The organism is Bacillus sp. CH140a_4T (genome assembly GCF_008923725.1).
In the GTDB taxonomy this organism is placed as follows: domain Bacteria; phylum Bacillota; class Bacilli; order Bacillales; family Bacillaceae_G; genus Bacillus_A.
In genome coordinates, this window is sequence record NZ_WBPF01000013.1 from 891,008 (window position 1) to 908,705 (window position 17,698).

Annotated in this window: 26 protein-coding genes and 1 pseudogene; 8 read left to right on the top strand and 19 right to left on the bottom strand. The window is 34.9% G+C overall.

The window, feature by feature from the left end; all coding sequences use genetic code 11:
• Window positions 1-125: 125 nt before the first annotated feature.
• Window positions 126-1,058, bottom strand: a complete 933-nt coding sequence (locus F8162_RS13350) for a DHH family phosphoesterase (protein ID WP_192797618.1) — start codon at window positions 1,056-1,058, stop codon at window positions 126-128.
• A 235-nt stretch (window positions 1,059-1,293) separates the two neighbouring features.
• Between F8162_RS13350 and F8162_RS13360 the strand changes: the two genes are divergently transcribed.
• Window positions 1,294-1,590, top strand: coding sequence for a YtpI family protein (locus F8162_RS13360; RefSeq protein ID WP_151633297.1), 297 nt, complete (start codon window positions 1,294-1,296; stop codon window positions 1,588-1,590).
• A gap of 17 nt (window positions 1,591-1,607) precedes the next feature.
• On the opposite strand, the gene F8162_RS13365 is transcribed toward F8162_RS13360, so the two are convergent.
• The 4 genes from F8162_RS13365 to F8162_RS13380 form a co-directional block, all read right to left on the bottom strand.
• Window positions 1,608-1,871 carry a DUF3949 domain-containing protein gene (locus tag F8162_RS13365; protein ID WP_000093750.1) on the bottom strand — a complete coding sequence of 88 codons (264 nt, stop codon included), beginning with the start codon at window positions 1,869-1,871 and terminating at the stop codon, window positions 1,608-1,610.
• Window positions 1,872-1,960: 89 nt separating this feature from the next.
• Complete coding sequence (locus F8162_RS13370; protein WP_151633294.1) at window positions 1,961-2,902, bottom strand: phosphotransferase enzyme family protein; 942 nt, start codon at window positions 2,900-2,902, stop codon at window positions 1,961-1,963.
• Window positions 2,903-3,019: 117 nt separating this feature from the next.
• On the bottom strand, window positions 3,020-3,343 hold the full coding sequence (locus F8162_RS13375; protein WP_151633292.1) for a hypothetical protein: 324 nt from the start codon (window positions 3,341-3,343) through the stop codon (window positions 3,020-3,022).
• Window positions 3,344-3,662: 319 nt separating this feature from the next.
• Window positions 3,663-4,976 carry a CBS domain-containing protein gene (locus F8162_RS13380; RefSeq protein WP_000201565.1) on the bottom strand — a complete coding sequence of 438 codons (1,314 nt, stop codon included), beginning with the start codon at window positions 4,974-4,976 and terminating at the stop codon, window positions 3,663-3,665.
• A gap of 244 nt (window positions 4,977-5,220) precedes the next feature.
• On the opposite strand from F8162_RS13380, the gene F8162_RS28725 reads away from it, so the two are divergent.
• A complete protein-coding gene (locus tag F8162_RS28725; protein ID WP_000976299.1) occupies window positions 5,221-5,382 on the top strand; it encodes a hypothetical protein in 162 nt (53 codons plus the stop codon).
• Window positions 5,383-5,421: 39 nt separating this feature from the next.
• On the opposite strand, the gene F8162_RS13385 is transcribed toward F8162_RS28725, so the two are convergent.
• Complete coding sequence (locus F8162_RS13385) at window positions 5,422-6,105, bottom strand: metal-dependent hydrolase (protein WP_151633290.1); 684 nt, start codon at window positions 6,103-6,105, stop codon at window positions 5,422-5,424.
• Window positions 6,106-6,254: 149 nt separating this feature from the next.
• Between F8162_RS13385 and pepQ the strand changes: the two genes are divergently transcribed.
• Window positions 6,255-7,352 carry a Xaa-Pro dipeptidase gene (gene pepQ / locus F8162_RS13390; protein WP_151633288.1) on the top strand — a complete coding sequence of 366 codons (1,098 nt, stop codon included), beginning with the start codon at window positions 6,255-6,257 and terminating at the stop codon, window positions 7,350-7,352.
• Between the two features lie 30 nt (window positions 7,353-7,382).
• On the opposite strand, the gene F8162_RS13395 is transcribed toward pepQ, so the two are convergent.
• Entirely contained in the window at window positions 7,383-7,754 is a 372-nt protein-coding gene (locus F8162_RS13395; RefSeq protein ID WP_151633286.1) for a DUF3221 domain-containing protein, read from the bottom strand.
• Between the two features lie 20 nt (window positions 7,755-7,774).
• Window positions 7,775-8,149, bottom strand: a complete 375-nt coding sequence (locus F8162_RS13400) for a hypothetical protein (RefSeq protein ID WP_151633284.1) — start codon at window positions 8,147-8,149, stop codon at window positions 7,775-7,777.
• 92 nt (window positions 8,150-8,241) lie between these two features.
• Between F8162_RS13400 and F8162_RS13405 the strand changes: the two genes are divergently transcribed.
• On the top strand, window positions 8,242-9,072 hold the full coding sequence (locus tag F8162_RS13405; RefSeq protein WP_151633282.1) for a DUF2785 domain-containing protein: 831 nt from the start codon (window positions 8,242-8,244) through the stop codon (window positions 9,070-9,072).
• Between the two features lie 13 nt (window positions 9,073-9,085).
• On the opposite strand, the gene F8162_RS13410 is transcribed toward F8162_RS13405, so the two are convergent.
• From F8162_RS13410 to F8162_RS13440, 7 genes and pseudogenes are all read right to left on the bottom strand, one after another.
• Window positions 9,086-9,292 carry a hypothetical protein gene (locus F8162_RS13410; protein ID WP_001248905.1) on the bottom strand — a complete coding sequence of 69 codons (207 nt, stop codon included), beginning with the start codon at window positions 9,290-9,292 and terminating at the stop codon, window positions 9,086-9,088.
• 63 nt (window positions 9,293-9,355) lie between these two features.
• Window positions 9,356-9,547 (bottom strand): annotated as a pseudogene (locus tag F8162_RS13415) (anti sigma factor C-terminal domain-containing protein); the annotation flags it as partial.
• A gap of 138 nt (window positions 9,548-9,685) precedes the next feature.
• A complete protein-coding gene (locus F8162_RS13420; RefSeq protein WP_151633280.1) occupies window positions 9,686-10,141 on the bottom strand; it encodes a GNAT family N-acetyltransferase in 456 nt (151 codons plus the stop codon).
• A 72-nt stretch (window positions 10,142-10,213) separates the two neighbouring features.
• Window positions 10,214-10,558 (bottom strand): DUF6176 family protein, encoded by a 345-nt coding sequence (locus tag F8162_RS13425; RefSeq protein ID WP_151633278.1) that lies wholly within the window; start codon window positions 10,556-10,558, stop codon window positions 10,214-10,216.
• 2 nt (window positions 10,559-10,560) lie between these two features.
• Complete coding sequence (locus F8162_RS13430) at window positions 10,561-11,349, bottom strand: GNAT family N-acetyltransferase (protein WP_151633276.1); 789 nt, start codon at window positions 11,347-11,349, stop codon at window positions 10,561-10,563.
• Window positions 11,346-11,678, bottom strand: a complete 333-nt coding sequence (locus tag F8162_RS13435) for a cupin domain-containing protein (protein WP_151633274.1) — start codon at window positions 11,676-11,678, stop codon at window positions 11,346-11,348. Before F8162_RS13435 ends, F8162_RS13430 begins: the two co-directional genes overlap by 4 nt.
• Window positions 11,679-11,722: 44 nt before the next feature.
• Window positions 11,723-12,130 (bottom strand): hypothetical protein, encoded by a 408-nt coding sequence (locus tag F8162_RS13440; RefSeq protein ID WP_151633869.1) that lies wholly within the window; start codon window positions 12,128-12,130, stop codon window positions 11,723-11,725.
• Window positions 12,131-12,260: 130 nt separating this feature from the next.
• Here F8162_RS13440 and F8162_RS13445 point away from each other — a divergent pair, with 130 nt between their 5' ends.
• The gene (locus F8162_RS13445; protein WP_141554606.1) at window positions 12,261-12,524 is read left to right on the top strand and encodes a helix-turn-helix transcriptional regulator; all 264 of its coding nucleotides are present in this window, start codon (window positions 12,261-12,263) and stop codon (window positions 12,522-12,524) included.
• Window positions 12,521-12,946: a hypothetical protein gene (locus F8162_RS13450; protein WP_151633272.1), complete on the top strand. Its 426-nt coding sequence runs from the start codon at window positions 12,521-12,523 to the stop codon at window positions 12,944-12,946. The genes F8162_RS13445 and F8162_RS13450 overlap by 4 nt, the downstream gene beginning before the upstream one ends.
• A 190-nt stretch (window positions 12,947-13,136) precedes the next feature.
• Here the strand turns inward: F8162_RS13450 and ald are convergent, their stop codons facing one another.
• The gene (gene ald, locus F8162_RS13455) at window positions 13,137-14,270 is read right to left on the bottom strand and encodes an alanine dehydrogenase (protein WP_151633270.1); all 1,134 of its coding nucleotides are present in this window, start codon (window positions 14,268-14,270) and stop codon (window positions 13,137-13,139) included.
• A gap of 213 nt (window positions 14,271-14,483) precedes the next feature.
• Complete coding sequence (locus F8162_RS13460) at window positions 14,484-15,242, bottom strand: SDR family oxidoreductase (protein WP_151633268.1); 759 nt, start codon at window positions 15,240-15,242, stop codon at window positions 14,484-14,486.
• Window positions 15,243-15,424: 182 nt separating this feature from the next.
• Here F8162_RS13460 and F8162_RS13465 point away from each other — a divergent pair, with 182 nt between their 5' ends.
• Window positions 15,425-15,883 (top strand): universal stress protein, encoded by a 459-nt coding sequence (locus tag F8162_RS13465; protein WP_001066672.1) that lies wholly within the window; start codon window positions 15,425-15,427, stop codon window positions 15,881-15,883.
• A 266-nt stretch (window positions 15,884-16,149) separates the two neighbouring features.
• Here the strand turns inward: F8162_RS13465 and F8162_RS13470 are convergent, their stop codons facing one another.
• Both F8162_RS13470 and F8162_RS13475 read right to left on the bottom strand, forming a co-directional pair.
• Window positions 16,150-16,572, bottom strand: a complete 423-nt coding sequence (locus tag F8162_RS13470; RefSeq protein WP_000250789.1) for a VOC family protein — start codon at window positions 16,570-16,572, stop codon at window positions 16,150-16,152.
• 98 nt (window positions 16,573-16,670) lie between these two features.
• Window positions 16,671-17,366, bottom strand: coding sequence for a hypothetical protein (locus tag F8162_RS13475; RefSeq protein WP_098111464.1), 696 nt, complete (start codon window positions 17,364-17,366; stop codon window positions 16,671-16,673).
• Window positions 17,367-17,460: 94 nt separating this feature from the next.
• Between F8162_RS13475 and F8162_RS13480 the strand changes: the two genes are divergently transcribed.
• Window positions 17,461-17,640: a hypothetical protein gene (locus F8162_RS13480; protein WP_064474588.1), complete on the top strand. Its 180-nt coding sequence runs from the start codon at window positions 17,461-17,463 to the stop codon at window positions 17,638-17,640.
• The last annotated feature ends 58 nt before the right edge of the window (window positions 17,641-17,698 follow it).

The window sequence follows — 17,698 nt, forward strand, 5'->3', positions numbered from 1 at the left end:
TTTATTATTTCATCAAATTAATTCCATTAATAACAAAAAAAATCTCTACCTATTAATATTTAGATTCAAAAACAAAAAAGGAAGGCCTCAGCCCCCTCCTTCTCTTTCGTCCAACATCCATTTTTTTATCTACATAGCTCACGTAAATCAGCAAAAAGACGATCCGCTTCTTCCCAAGAAGATGCTTTTGCACCAGAAGCCATCGGATGTCCTCCGCCATTATATTGCATTGCTAATTTATTTATAACTGGTCCCTTTGAACGAAGACGAACACGAATCACATCATCTTCCTCTAAAAATAGAACCCACGCCTTTAATCCATCAATATTACCAAGTGCTCCAACAACGCCAGATGCCTCAGAAGGAAGTACATCAAACTTCTCTAACACTTCTTTCGTTAATTTAATGTAAGCTGCTCCTTCTTCTACCATCGTAAAGTTTTGTAAAATATAGCCGTTTAAACGAGCAATCTTTTCTTTCGTCTTATACATTTCATTGTATAAATCTGTGAATTTCACATCCATATCAACAAGCTCACTTACATAACGAAGTGTTTTCGCTGTTGTATTCGGGAATAAGAAACGACCTGTATCCCCAACAATACCCGCTAAAATAAGACGAGCTGCTTCTTTTGTTATCTGTAATCCTTTATCTTTTCCATAACTGTAAAACTCATAAATCATTTCACTTGTAGAACTTGCTGTCGTATCTACCCACGTAATATCTCCGTATGGATCTTCATTCGGATGATGATCAATTTTAATTAACATCTTCCCTTTTGCGTAGCGTTGATCACAAACACGCTCTTGGTTTGCTGTATCACATACGATAACAAGTGCATTTTCATATACACTATCTTCAATATCATCCATTACTCGTAAGTATGCTAGTGACGGTTCATTGTACCCAACCGTATAAATATTTTTCTCTGGAAACGATTCTTGTAGAATGGTACTAAGACCGCCCTGTGAACCTAACGCATCTGGATCTGGACGTACATGACGGTGAATAATAATTGTATCAAACTCTTTAATAGCTCCTAAAATTTGCTCATGCATATGTATAATCTCCTTTTTACTCAACTTCTTTACTTTAACGTGCAGTAAAAGCCCAATTGGTGCGGGCAAATCATTAGCGCAGAAACATCCTCACACTAATTAAAGTTTCACTTTATCCTCCATTATAACGGAAAGTATTTCATACATGCGAACAATTGCTTTATAATAAAAGTTAGAAAGTTTAGATATCTTTTTCTCCACTATTATTTTTCACAAAGCGATGGGAGTGTGCATTATGCCAGTATTAGTCTTCTGTATTATCGTCTCATTTATGTTGTACCTCTTCTACAAAACAAAATACTTTCGTACAAACCGCCCAATGGAGAAAGGTTGGCTCTCAGGAAAATCCGCAATGGCACTCGGTTCATTCGTCTTATTCTTCGGGATAAACCAATTCTTTTTAGAACTTTCAACCGCTCGTATTATCGTTGGTGTCTTATTTGTTCTATTTGGTAGTGCAAGTATATTTAATGGATTTCGCCAATACAAACATTTCTTACCATTAGCAGTTGAAGAAGCTGAATCTATCTGAAGAAACGTAAAAAAGCATCAACATTGTGATGCTTTTTTACGTCCCCTAACTTTCAAAATCATATATGCAACAAACGCGGATGGTATATTAAAGGGGTTACCTTGTACGTGAAAATGTAATTGTTCTTCCTCAAAAGACATTTTTTCATATAGTTCTCGCTGAGATAATCCTGTTCGTTTCTTCTTTTCATGTAAACCTTGTAAGTATAAATATTGAAACGGGATCATCACAAGAAAGTAAAATAGTGCGATTCCACCAAAAAAGAGTACTTCTGATGACATAATGCATACGGCCTTCCCGAAATCCATTTTCTTACAATATAATCATAACATAATATATAACCTAAATGAATTACTATTCTGTCTTTTCTTTATATAACTGTTTCTCCACATAACTCTTTTTCAGCATACTGAACATATCGCCGAATAAAAGCGCCAGGATCTTTTCTAATAGGTTCGATATCAAGCCTTAACGGAATCTTTCCCGCCATATAAAAAATTCTCGAAGCAGTCCCAAGTCGAATGGCTGGTTCTGAAATATTTTCCCCATATCCCATCATGAAATTCTCCCATACGTCTTCTAGTTGCCCCGAAGCAATTAAATGCAATCTCGGAACACCAATATCAAACTCTTTATACCCAAATCCACCTTCATCAAAATCGAGTAAATACCAATCCTCTTTGTCTACAAGAACATTACCAAAATGCATATCACCATGAACAAATTGTTTGTCTCCTAGTTGAGTTGAATTTGAGAGCTCTTGTATTCTTTCTGCAATTCTTATGCACGTATACTTATCTGCATGCGATAGAAATGAAGCATGTAGTAATCGTTGTAAAGGCTCGCGGATTATCTTTTGCTCACTATATATAGGCCTTTCATATCCTCTCCAAGTTTGCGGTGCTCTTTTGAGCACTTCATTTGTTTTTTCATGAAACATGCGCATTAATGATCCAAGTTTTTCATAGTCCCTATTCTTCGGTTCTAACACTTCACTTCCGTTTATAAACCTAAAAACAACAGAATACAGAATACTCCCATCATCTTTCGTAACATATGTAATCCAGTTACCATTTTTATCTTCAACTACTTCTGGTACTAACATTTGTTTTTGTAAAGCTATTAACCAATGTATTTCAGCCTCTATTTGCTCGGCTGTATAACGTCCTTCTCTATACTGCCTCACTACAAATTTATTTTTGTCCAATTCGAATATATATGTTTGATTTTCTCCCCCATGCAACAATGAAACTTTCGTAAGACTATTTAAATTATATTGCTTACATAACTGCTCTTTAGTGTGAAAATCCATTCTTTTCCCCCTAGTGAAGCATCGTTTCCCTATCCAATTACACGATTGTTATCTCTTAACAATTAGTAGTGCAATCGACTAACAACCAATTTTCTATCCACATTAATAAATATCCTGCTATTTTTTCACTTCTCTACCCGAACTCTTGCGTATCTTAAATAATAATTTCAAAACCAAATAAAACAAAATAAAGTTAACGAAAAAACCTAACGGATGAAAAGAAATTTCCCATCGGCCATAATAAATGAAATTTTCTGCTGGTATACCAAAGTAAAGAAAATCGCTCTTATTTTCTCCACTTATAGGGATAAAGGAACAAATAATAGCGAAAATCAAACTTACTACATACAATTTCTTTTTATTTGCATCCATTCTTCTATGTGTTAACACATGAAAAGTTATTGCAAATACTCCCCCTAAAAAAAGAACTATTACTCCCATTCGACACCTCCACAATTATTGTTCAAGCATCTTCAAGTGATTGCGTGCCCCTACTTATAAAGTGAAACTTTATAAGTAGGGGTTTTCTTCATCCCCCACTGATTATCAGCCCTCACCAATCGGACTTGTATGGGCAGTTGATCCCCCACCTAACTTCTTTGCTTTCGCTGAATTTTGAGGTGGGGGTCTTACTGCCCATTAAAGCGGGATAAATATGAAGCAGAATGTGATAGATTCAGTTGCTAACTAAATTTAAAAACTCCCTATTGTAGCGTTCTTAAAAAAAATGGAACAAACCAAAGCGGCTTGCTCCATCTTTTTATTTATCGATTAACTGCACCATAAGTAATGCTTTTCCAACAACATTACCTTCATGATGTACTTCTACATCCACCTTACCAAATTTACGTCCAATTTCTAATACTTTCGGATGAACCGATACAACATTGTCAATTTGAACTGGTTTTACGAAATAAATTGTTAAGTTCTCAACAATTAAATCACTCTTCTTTTGCGCACGAATAACGCGATTCGTTGCTTCCGTCACAATCGTTGCGAATACACCGTAAGATAACGTTCCGATTGAATTCGTCATTTGTGGTGTCACTGAAAATTGGTATAAATGTTCATTTTTCGCTTCTTTCGGCGTCATAAATTGATTCGTTACAATATCATCGATTGTTTCCCCAACTTGTGGTTGACGCTGAATCATTTGCAACGCCTGAAGTACATCTTGACGGCTAATAATACCTTGCAGTTTATTTCCTTCATCAACAACAGGAAGTAACTCAATACCTTCCCACACCATCATACGTGCCGCAGCCGCGACAGACATTTTCCCATTTACCGTAATTGGATGTTTTGTCATCACTTTATCAATCGGTGTTTCTTTTGCAACACCGATCATATCTTTTGAAGTTACAATACCTAATACCTTTTTGTTTTCATCAACAATTGGATATCTTCCGTGCATCGTCTCTTCGTTATACGCATGCCATTGCTGCACTGTATCATTCGGCTTTAAATATAAAGTCTCTTCAATTGGCGTTAAAATATCTTCAACGAGTACAATTTCTTTCTTAATAAGCTGATCGTAAATTGCACGGTTAATTAACGTTGCAACTGTAAATGTATCGTAACTACTTGAAATAATCGGCAGTTTTAATTCATCTGCTAATTTCTTCACATGATCTTCCGTATCAAATCCGCCCGTAATCAATACCGCAGCTCCGGCTTCTAACGCTAATTGATGTGCATTCGTACGGTTACCGATAATCAGTAAGTTTCCTGCTTCTGTATAGCGCATCATCGCTTCTAATTTCATTGCCCCGATTACGAATTTATTTAACGTCTTATGTAGTCCTTCTCTGCCCCCAAGTACTTGACCATCGACAATGTTAACGACTTCTGCATATGTCAGTTTTTCAATATTCTCTTTCTTCTTTTGTTCAATTCGAATTGTTCCGACACGTTCAATCGTACTAACATATCCTTTATTTTCTGCATCTTTAATTGCACGGTAAGCTGTCCCTTCACTTACACTCAAATCTTTCGCAATTTGCCTTACAGAAATTTTATGCCCTACTGGCAGGCCATTAATATGTTCTAAAATTTGGTTATGCTTGGTAGCCAAATGGTTTCACCATACTTTCTTTTCCCTAAATTCTTCATGTGTTGTATTTTCAGTATACTATATTTTCAAAACTGTTACACTCTCTCTTTATATATCTGTACTATTTTTTTTATAACAAAATACGCCTTACATTACACCGCTGCTTCCATTACAACAATGTAATGGTATTGTCATCTCGTTCGATAGTTTCTCCAGCCGCTTCAATATACAATTAAGACAAGAAATGAAACAAAGGAGCGGATACATGATGAAAAAATTATTAGAAGTTGTAGGTGCTGTATTTTTAGCTTTCGTAGACGGGAAAAAAGTTGCAATGGAATTGAATGAAACACCTGAACAGCCACTTCCAAAAAGGAAAGAGTCACCAAAACAAGTACAAACTTTAAAAGCTGTCCTACACACGTAAAAACCCTTCACTTGTCTTTTCAAATGAAGGGTTTCTTTTCTATAGTGTAATACTTTCTCCAGCTTCTAATACTTTCCCTGTACAATTTTGTAGCTTTTCTACAAATTGATATGGATCTTGTTCAATTACTGGGAACGTATTGTAATGCATCGGTACAACAGTTTTCGCCTGAACCCATTTTGCTGCTAACACAGCATCTTCTGGTCCCATTGTGAAGTTATCACCAATTGGTAAAAATGCTACATCAATGTTATTTAGTTCCCCAATTAATTTCATATCAGAGAATAGAGCAGTATCTCCTGCATGGTACACAGTTTTCTCTTCTGCTGTAAATAAAATACCTGCTGGCATACCTGTATATGTAATCGTCTTATTTTCTTCATCAATATAACTAGAACCGTGGAATGCTTGTGTAAACTTCACTTTTCCGAAGTCAAATTCATGCGAACCACCAATATGCATCGGATGTGTATTTACACCTTGCCAACTTAAAAATGTCGCTAGTTCAAACGGTGCCACAACAACTGCATTATTTTTCTTCGCAAGCTCTACTGTATCTCCAATATGATCACCATGTCCATGCGATAAAAGAATCGCATCTACTTTTACATCTTCAGCCTTTAAATCTGTTTTCGGATTGCCCGTTAAAAATGGATCAATTAAAATCACTTTTCCATTCGTTTCGATCTTTACAACTGAATGCCCATGATAAGATACTTTCATTATTACATTCCTCCCCTATTCACATTCTCACTTTTTATTCTACATGATTTTTCAATTCCCTGTCTTTTCTAACATCGATTTACTTGTCATAACACTTTCCTACGATGTAAAGTTATATTTGTAATTAAATATCTCGGGGGTGCCAATCGATGAATGCTAGATTAGAAAATTTAATGCAATGGCTAAAAGAAAAAAACGTAGAAGCTGCGTTCTTAACTTCTACACCGAACGTCTTCTACATGACAAACTTCCACTGTGAACCACACGAAAGACTTCTTGGTATGTTCGTATTCCAAGAAAAAGAGCCTATTTTAATTTGCCCTAAAATGGAAGAAGGCCAAGCACGTAACGCTGGCTGGGCACATGAGATTATCGGATTTACTGATACTGACAGACCATGGGATATGATTGCAAAAGCAATTAAAGACCGCGGCATCAATGCAAACGCAGTTGCAATTGAAAAAGAACATTTAAACGTAGAACGTTACGAAGAATTAACAAAACTATTCCCAAATGCAGCTTTCAAATCAGCTGAGGAGAAAGTTCGTGAACTTCGTTTAATTAAAGATGAAAAAGAACTTTCTATTTTACGCGAAGCAGCTAAAATGGCGGACTACGCTGTTGAAGTTGGTGTAAATGCAATTAAAGAAGATCGTAGCGAGCTAGAAGTATTAGCAATTATCGAACACGAATTAAAAACAAGAGGCATACATAAAATGTCATTTGATACGATGGTATTAGCAGGCGCAAACTCTGCTCTTCCACACGGTATTCCAGGTGCAAACAAAATGAAACGCGGCGATTTCGTACTATTTGATTTAGGCGTAATCATTGAAGGTTATTGCTCTGACATTACACGTACAGTAGCATTTGGTGACATTTCTGAAGAGCAAACTCGTATTTATAACACTGTACTTGCTGGACAACTACAAGCAGTTGAAGCATGTAAACCTGGTGTTACACTTGGCGCAATCGACAACGCTGCTCGTTCTGTTATCGCAGATGCAGGTTACGGCGACTTCTTCCCGCACCGCCTTGGTCACGGACTTGGAATTAGCGTACACGAATATCCAGATGTAAAAGCTGGTAACGAGTCTCCATTAAAAGAAGGTATGGTCTTCACAATCGAGCCAGGTATTTACGTACCAAACGTAGGTGGCGTTCGTATTGAAGATGATATTTACATCACAAAAGACGGATCAGAAATTTTAACGAAATTCCCGAAAGAATTACAATTTGTGAAATAAGAAAAAAGGCAGCGTGGTTGCTGCCTTTTCCTATTCCTCTACTATTTTAAACTTCTCTACAATCATTTTTGCTGGATAGCTTTCAAGCATTTGAGAAGACCATACTTTTATTTTACTCCCTGTTTTTAGTTTATTATATGCATCTTTAACCTTAAAACTTAGGACTATATGTGATGGATGATCTTTATTCATTTGTTGTTCTATATAATTTTGTAGCTCTACTTTCGTTTCAAACGTTTTATCACTGACAAAAAATACCGTGTCATTTTTTAATATGACATATCCTTCTTTAAGTACTTTTTTGACGGCTACTCGCTCTACTGGCTTTGTAGTGCACGCTGATAATATGATTAGAAATACACTAAAAAATATATACATAGCAGCTCTCATATTCCTATTCATTTTTAACCCCTCACTCTACACTATTTCCGCTTTAACACCATCTTCTCCTCATACTTATCATCCCATGTAATCACAACCTCTATCGGTTCATCTTTAGATAGAGGCGCACAACTTACACAAGAAGACTTCATTTCAACCTTTGCTCCTTTATGAACTTCTGAAGTTTGTGTCATTGTACGAAAGGTTTCATTAATAGCAATCTCTAAATTTTTAAATTCGGTATTTCCATCTCCGCCTTTATACTGAAACGTAAACATTCCATCTTCGCTGTCATCCTTAATATATCCTTTATATTGCCCCGTCCAACTTTTGCTCTCGCTAGAAAAAGTAACATACGAAAGCGAACAGCTTCCTAAAAAGAAAATACTGATGAAAAAGAATAATGTTCTCTTCATCATGCCCCTCCATTCCAAAGCCTTATTTATTGTCTATTTCTTCCTCTTATTATATTAGAAAAATACAGAATTTTCTAAAAATGGAGGTTTATATGTTACAACAACAGTTAGAAGACATTCGTAATAATAATTACATACTGGATAACACAATTAATACGAATTCTTTAAGTTCCAATATGCTTGAGCACATCGGTGTTACCGATAGCTATTTACGAGACAAACTTATTTACTCTACTTTTTATCATCTCATCAAAAAGGACTACATTTCACATACACACTTACAGAAATTATTATTAGAAAGCATCAGCGAAAACTATTTATTTTATAGAATTCATTCAGATGACGAAGATGCTGTATTCACCCGTGCATTTACAACATTATTAATGGTGCTCATTATTGATGCTGATACAAAATATAATTTCTTATCACAGACTGATTTTTTGACTGTAAAAGATCAATTAATTCTATATATGAACAACGAGCATGATTTCCGTGGATACATTCAAGACCAAGGCTGGGCACATAGTATCGCTCATGCTTCTGATACATTTGAAGCGCTTGTTCGTAGTCCTAAACTGGAAACTTTACATTACGAAGAAATATTACAAACTTTATTAAACAAAGTTTGTGTTCATTCCATCTATTACAAATACGAAGAAGATGAGCGTCTCGTTTATCCTATTGTCACAATGCTGCAAAATAGTCTAAAGGAAGAAATACTCATAGTAGCCCTTCATGACTTGGTAGCCCAATTACCCGTCCAAAAACAAACATTACCTATTAAATCGTACGAGTATCTATACGGAAATATAAAATCTTTCTTACGTAGCTTATTTTTCAGATTACGTACAATGTCTATATGTAAAAAAACTGAACGTGAAGTTGAAAAATTACTACAAGAACTTCATAAATATTATTACTAAAAAAGAAGGCCACTCAAAAAGTGCCTTCTTCTATTTCACTAATATTTAATTGAAATTTCACGATCCAAACTGAGAAAAGGTGGACAAGAAGCGCAAACGCCATACATGCTCCGCTTAAAAAAGTTAGTATAGGATGGGAATACACGTGCCCTAATCCATAGGATATCGCCACGAAAAACATTGTTATGTAAATATAAATTGCTCCATGTATTTGCCTCATATGAACCTCCTTTTCCCATATTATAACATAAATTTTCTGATTATTCAAATTAATCTCTCGTGATCAATATTTCTCAACTGTTACACCTCTAACAGCAGCCTTAATATATGGTGCTCCTTGTAAACTTTGTAAATCTTCTGTTTTACCTGTTACAACTACACCGTATATTGGTAGGTCTTTTGGTTTCGTATTTTTTATTTCTTTATAGTTTGTCCTAAAAGATTCTTGATATCCCCTTTTATTTTCACTTAAAGATATCCAGATACAGCTTTTCTAAATGTTTATTATAATAAAAAGCACATCTATTTTGATGTGCTCTACACATATACTTTAGTAACATATGAATCATTTTTTTGAAGCAAAAACTCCCACTCATCTCTCCCCAAACTATCGTTATGACTTAGTTGCCATAATAATTGAACGAGGATAAAACCCCAGCTTTTCATAAAACGATACAGCTTCATTTCCGTACACTACTGTTAATTCAATTTCATCTATCTTCTTCGCTTTAAACCATTCCACTGCACTATTCATTAATTTTAAACCAAATCCGTTTCTTCGGTATTTTTCATCAACCAATAAAACTTCAATCTTTCCGCTTACACTTTTACTATACGCTATACAAAATCCTAATATATCAGCTGTTTCCGCCTCAACTAATAATTCAATTCTATATTCTCCGTACTTTGAATTCTGTTTATAATTTTCAATACGTTCCTCAAATGTCATTCTTGGATAATCACCAGAAAAATGTTTTGATTTATTATTATGATATTCATGCAATTTATTTAAGGGTTCTCTTATTATTTCTATTTCATCGAGAGTGATATATTTATTACTAATTCTCATCTTACAGCATCTCCAATAATATATATTCCAACAAAAAAGAAGACCTTTTTACGTTTATAAAATACCAATCTATTATTTCATCGCGTCCTTCACAACATCTTGAATCATAACGACTTCTGTTTTCATATCAACAGACGGTACTTCTTCATCAATGCATTCATACCAAAACGCTAAGTGCTTTTTATCAATTTCATGATAAGAATTTTCGACAAGAGCCCCGCCTTCTCCTTGCACAGAATACCAATATAAGTACTCTTCTCCATCTCTTATTTCCCGGAAAATTGTCTCAACGTACATCTTTTCGTCGTTTAGTGTCAAGAGCACTTCTTTCATATTGTCATTAAGAAGCTTCATCCATGCATCTACACGCTGACTTTTACCTTGTTTCACTTTAAATCTCGTTAACTCTACATTCATTTTTATTCCCCCGTTTTCTTACGTACAAACAATCTATATTCTATTGGATTATGAAAACTTAATTTACTAGCTAGTTTTTGCGAAGGAATATTGTCTACATAACAATCCCAGCATGGTGTAATATCATTTTGCATGCAATATTCAATGAACCGCATTGCAACAGCTTGGGCTAAACCTTTCTCCTGATATGCTTCATGCGTTACAATATCAATTTCAGCAAATCCATTTCCGTTAAATATCGAAACACATTCCGCTACAATTATCCCATCTTGTTCTATACAAAATCCAAAGCCATTATTTAAAAACACTTCAGTTGATCCCCAATATTCTTTATAATATGCCTCTGTAAATTCATTGCTTTGTGCTATATCTTTTCTATCAATACGCTTCACTTCATATGTATTTTTGTTTGCATCTTGTTTTCTCTCTTTAAAGGTTACGCTTTGAAATTTCATTCGTGGGATGTTCCGAAGTGTATTACTAAATCGCTCTTCTATCATCATTTCCCACTCTTCACTTGAAGTAAAGAGTGTAAATCTCTTCTCTGTTTTTTCAATAGCCATTTTTAAATATGCAAATAAACCTTCGTTATAATTGTGATCATCCGTATCACCAAATAAATAATAGATACCGTTAGCTGTAATAATTAATCCTGCTGTTAACTTCTCGTTTGTAAAAACTTCACCATCTATCATTTGATCACATATTGCATAAGCAAACGTCGTTGTTCTTGTAAGACTTTCTAAAATCGGAAGGATTTTTCTATACTCAGCTACAGATAACTTTTTCATAATTGCTCCACTTTAATCGTATCAGCTTCTATAATTTCAAAACAAAGATTTACTGTTCTCTTTAATGCTCTCGTTCTATGAATCTTGCACGCTGGAATTAAGATAGAATCATTTGGCTTTAAAACCGCCGTTTCTCCATCTTCAAAATCGATAAGTAATTCTCCCTCTAGTACAATAAATAATTCATCCGAATTCGAATGATAGTGCCAATCATATTCACCAGTAAATACAGCGATTCGTAAGCAATGACTATTTACATTTGAAACGACGAAGTTTTTATGTTGATCTTGAATGTCCTTTGTTAATTCTAATAAATTCACAGTCTCCATATTTCGTCTCACCCTTTCATTAATCGTTTTTCTGAAAAACTAGCTTAGTCTCCACCACCACTTGAGCTGTTACAATCATTGCTACTGTAGTCACCGAATCCACTTGATGAGCTTGAAGCATATGAAGATTTTTTGCTCATTTTTCTTTGCTTATCTTTCTTACTTTCATGACTAGGCCATACTGTAGCAAAGAGTATAACGAATAAGGCTAATTTTATTACGACAAGTGTAAATTCTAGAATGCTCTCAATAATATTAGAAGTTATCTCAAAACTGTAAAACACTCCAAATGAATACATACACAAAATTACATAAAGAGCCATACAAATATACCGAAATGTTTTCTCTATCATAATGACTATTTTTTGTGAAAGAGGTATGTTCTGTTCCTGTTTTTTCTTTATATACTTTTGTCTTTTAACTTGCTTTTTCTTTCTCTTTTTACTCCCCATCAAATCTCCTCTTTTAACTTCTTTTTTCATTTAATTCCAAATTATCACAAAAAATAACATTATAACAAGCTATATTTCACGTAAAGTTTTGTTTACTTTTTGTAAAGTTTTATTTACTTATTACCTAAAAATGGATATGATAAATGTAACAAATTTACAAAAAGGAGACTTTGTATATTTGATTAAAAATAAGGTGAAACAATTCCGCGTCGTTAGAGACATCACCCAAGAACAATTAGCTTCCTCTGTTCAAATCACTAGACAATCCCTCATCGCTATCGAGAAGAATAAATACAACCCAAGTTTAGAATTAGCATTGAAATTATGTGAGTTTTTCAACTGTAAAGTAGAAGATTTATTTCAATTAGATAAAACTGGGGAGGAAAAAGAATGAAAAATACTTTTAATCAAGAGTTCATTTCGCATCTTACCATTTTATTGTTAGGTTCAACTTTTCTTTATTTCAATAGTAATGATGAAGAAAAAATTAGTTCTGTCCTTCTATTCGCTGGCGTCTACATACTCTTAGCCTTAATACTATTCGTAGTGAAACGGATATTCTTTAAGAAAAGAAAGAACGATGCAGAGAAATATCCATTACCTGAAATGGATGAAAGAATCGAGAAGATGAGTTTAAAACTTATGGCACAAATTTTCGGTCTCTCTCATTTAGTCGGCTCTGCGATACTATTTATTTTATATATCACTGACAAAAACTCGATGATACGAGTTGAGTATGCCTTATATTACTTGTTCGGCATTCTTTTCTTTACAATGATGTTCGGATTGAGAATTGTAAAGAAACTAGACAATTAGCCTAAATAAAGTGAAACTTTAATCAGTGGGGGTTTTGTTCATCCCCCACTGATTATTAGTTGAACCAATCGGGATTTTACGGGTAGTTGCCCCCACTAACTTCTTTGCTCTCGCTGAACTTTGAGGTGGGGGCGTTAATGCAGGGTAAAAAGCCCCTCCTTACGAAAGGAGGGGCTTACATGTATTTCTATTATGATAAAGCTGGAGCTTTTTCAAGAAGCTCTTTCGCATCAGCATATTGTAAACCGTGCGCTTCTGCAACTGCTTCGAATGTTACATATCCGTCTAATGTGTTAATACCTTTTAATAATGCAGTGTTGCCTAGGCAAGCATCTTTGTAGCCTTTGTTCGCAATTTGCACTGCATATGGTACTGTTACATTTGTTAATGCAAGAGTTGATGTACGTGGAACCGCACCTGGCATATTAGCAACTGCATAATGAACAACGCCATGTTTTTCGTAAGTTGGGTTGTCGTGAGTTGTAATACGGTCAGTTGTTTCGAAAATACCACCTTGGTCAATCGCGATATCTACAACGACAGAACCTGGTTCCATTGATTGAATCATTTCTTCTGTTACAAGTTTTGGCGCTTTTGCACCTGGGATTAATACTGCACCGATTACAAGATCAGACTCTTTTACAGCTTCTGCAATGTTGTAAGGATTAGACATTAACGTTTTTACTTGGTTACCGAAAATGTCATCTAGTTGACGAAGACGTTCTGCACTTAAGTCGATGATTGTTACATCTGCACCTAAACCTACTGCAATCTTCGCTGCGTTTGTACCAGCTTGACCACCGCCGATAATTGTTACTTTGCCGCGTTTTACCCCTGGAACGCCTGCAAGTAAAATACCTTTACCGCCTTTGTTTTTCTCAAGGAATTGTGCACCGATTTGAGCAGACATACGACCAGCTACTTCACTCATAGGTGCAAGTAATGGTAGTGAACGATTGTCTAATTGTACTGTTTCGTATGCAATTGATACAACTTTGTTATCAATTAATGCTTTCGTTAATTCTGGTTCTGGAGCTAAGTGTAAGTATGTGAATAAAATTAAACCTTCGCGGAAATAACCATATTCACTTGCAACTGGCTCTTTTACCTTCATAACCATATCTTGATTCCATGCTTCTTCAGCAGTTTCAACAAGTCTTGCACCAGCTTGTACGTATTCTTCATCCGTAAAGCCAGATCCTAAACCTGCTCCTTTTTGAACAAAAACTTCATGACCATTTTGTACTAAATGTACTGCTCCCGCTGGCGTCATTGCCACGCGGTTTTCATTGTTTTTAATTTCTGTTGGAATACCGATACGCATTATTAGTTCCCCCTTGAGTTATGAAATGACCCCTGAATCATTTTTTAAAGCGCTTTCTATGCTCTTATATTTTAACATAATATCTCAATATTTGACAAAAAATAATACAAGTTTTCCGATAGATTTAATCTTACATGAAAGGACAGTATTATCCGCGCCTCTCAGCATAAAAGATAAACTGTCCAATTATTCGAAACTTCACTTTATTTCACTCTATCGATGTCTATGAATAACATCTACTGCACCAGTTACTTCAATAATTGTACCGGTAATCATATCGGAATCGTCCTCACATAAAAATGAAATGGTTCTTGCGATATCTTCACCTGTTCCAGATCTACCAATTGGTGTGTTATGTTCTTTCAACTGACGTGCTTCTTGAATTGTCGCTTCTTTCATTTCACCAATAATATCACCAGGACATACCATATTTGCAGTAATACCATATTCTGCTTCTTCATAAGCAACTGTTTTCGTTAATGAAACAAGTCCTACTTTCGCTGCTGCAAAAGCTGAACGATAAATCCATCCCGGCGCGCTATCTGCCCCTTGGAATCCGTAATTAATAATACGGCCAAAGTTCTGTTTTCTCATAACCGGAACGACAAGTTTCAACAAATGAAACACCGCTGTTAAATTACCCTGAATCATTTCATTCCATTCGTCTTCTTCATAATCGACTAACTTTTTTCGTTCAAATACATATGGACCAGCATTATTAATTAAAAAGTCAATTTTGCCAAAACGGCTTATCGCTTCTTCTACTATTTTATGTAAATCTTCCTTTTTCGTGACATCCGCTTGCACGAATTGTAGACGCTCTTCCATATTTTTATATGTTTCTTTCATCGTTTCCATAGCCGCTATATCGCTATGATATGTTACTGTTACTGAATATCCTTTAGCCAGTAACTTTTCTGTTACTTGCTTTCCTAAACCTTTCGTACCGGCTGTAATGAGCGCATGTCTCACAAAAAACTGCCTCCTTTTAAATTGCCATAGTTCATATGTAACAAGTTCTCGCACCAATTACAACTAAAATGAATTAAAATGAAGTTTTCAAAATTCTGTAACGTTTCCGACAAGCACATTACCAAAATTTGTTTTATAATAAAGTTGTAAACAGTAATAAAAATGATTGGGAGGAATTTACTATGAATAATACATATACAAATATTTTAATCGCTGTGGATGGTTCTAAAGAAGCAGAAAAAGCCTTTAAAAAAGCAATTCAAGTCGCAAAACGCAACAATGCAACATTAACAATTGCTCATATCGTTGATGTAAAAGCATACTCAGCAGTAGAAGCTTATAGCCGTGCAATTGCTGAACGTGCAAATCTATTTGCAGAAGACTTATTAGAAGACTACAAAAAAACTGCGCTTGAAGCTGGCCTTGAAAAAATTGAAACTGTATTAGAATTCGGTAATCCTAAATCTAAAATTTCAAAAGAAATCGCTCCAAACCATAAAGTAGATTTAATTATGTGTGGTGCAACTGGTTTAAATGCTGTTGAGCGTTTCCTAATTGGTAGCGTCTCTGAACATATTATTCGCTATGCGAAATGCGATGTCCTTGTTGTTCGTGGCGATGAGGAGCAAGGCGATCTTTAATTTATAAATAAAACACCAAGTCCACATGTTTTACTGGTGGATAAGGGAAATGAAGCTTTAGGCTTGAATGAACAATAAATACATGTTGTTAAATAATGATAAAAAAGGAGTGGGTAATCCACTCCTTTTTTCACGACTGTGTAAGAAGAATAAAGATGTTTAATGTTACTCATAACAATAAATCTTCTCTGTTTTTTCTCTACTCTTGCATGGATTTTAAAATCCTCATTTTTCAATCGATTGTTTAATCAAGTTTAAACTGTATTCTACTTAATTCTTTGAGCAATTGGATGGTCATCTTTTAGTTGTAACAAATCCCATAAATTCCCGTACAAATCCTTGAATACTGCAACTATTCCATATTCTTGCTCTTTCGGCTCTCTCACAAATTCTATTCCTCTTGAAATCATTTCATTATAATCTCTCCAAAAATCGTCAGTATTTAAGAAAAGAAAAACTCTGCCGCCTGATTGGTTACCGATAAAGGAATCTTGCTCAGGTTTAGATGCTCTAGCCAGTAATATTGTGGTGCCGACTGAACCAGGAGGAGATACCACTACCCATCTTTTGTTTTGCTCTGGCTGATATATATCTTGGACTAGTGTGAAATTTAGTTTCTTTGTATAGAACTCTATTGCCTCATCGTAGTCTTTTACTACTAATGCGATATGAACTATTGATTGAACCATTATTATCCCTCCTATTATTACTAAATAAGCAAATTGTAGTATAACATTTCTTGCTTTAATCTATCTATTAGCTTAATAACACAGGCTCTTGTTTTTCTTCATTTCACATACTTCACTATAAATACAAGACAAACAACCACTACAACAGCTACTGCCAACACATATGGCGGTAAGAACTTCAAAGACCATAATGCCATCATGATCGTCGCAACCGTTAAGTACGTTTGCTTTGCATCTTCTGTCATTTTTTTACGAAGCAAGAACACATACAAATAACCGATTGGCGGCGTAATGAAGCAAAGAACATATATGATTTTAGATTTTAAATACCATTTTTGTTCTCCGAGTTTCTTTATATCTTCTTCTATTCTCTTATGCTCTTGCTCTCTCGCTTCTTCTACAAGCGGATCTTCCTCTTCTCCTCGCTTTTCTTTCATATAAGGAAGAAAGTGCACGAAAAAATAGTATGCGAATACGAACGCTCCAAATCCAATACCGAATCTTTCCAATGGAATATTCTCACTAAAAAAAGCAGCAGCAATCGCTAAAGAAAAACAATACGTCATCATCCAAAATGAACGTTTTCTCTTTTTCCGTTCCATTTCTTTTTTATCTTGTACATGTTTTCTTTTCGAAAGCCATATTGAAATACAGCAATCTACTACAAATAGAATAAAGATAAATATCCCAACGTGTACTGTTTCTACATCCTTAAATGAAAAGATGTTTGGGAATGCAACATGTAATACAATTAGCGTGTACAAAATTATCCCTATAAAATAAATACGTCTCATTTTCCATTCCTTTCTGATTTCCTAACTTTAGGTTAACATACATTTTTTAGAAATAGACGGACAAAATATATATGTTAAAAAAGGAGGATGCTACATGAATGATTCTGAACGTATTATTTTAGATGTGAACGGGAAAGAGCTCGAAATGTTACATACAATCCGTACACATTTTAAAGAAAAACATGGTGTGGAACTAAGTAATGGTGCATTACTACGTGATTTGATGGATATTGAGTATATTCGAATTACAGAAGATCGGCATAAGTATGATTAACTTTAAGCTATAAAAATCACAAAAAAGGTACGCTTCTCTCTACTAAGATTCGCGTACC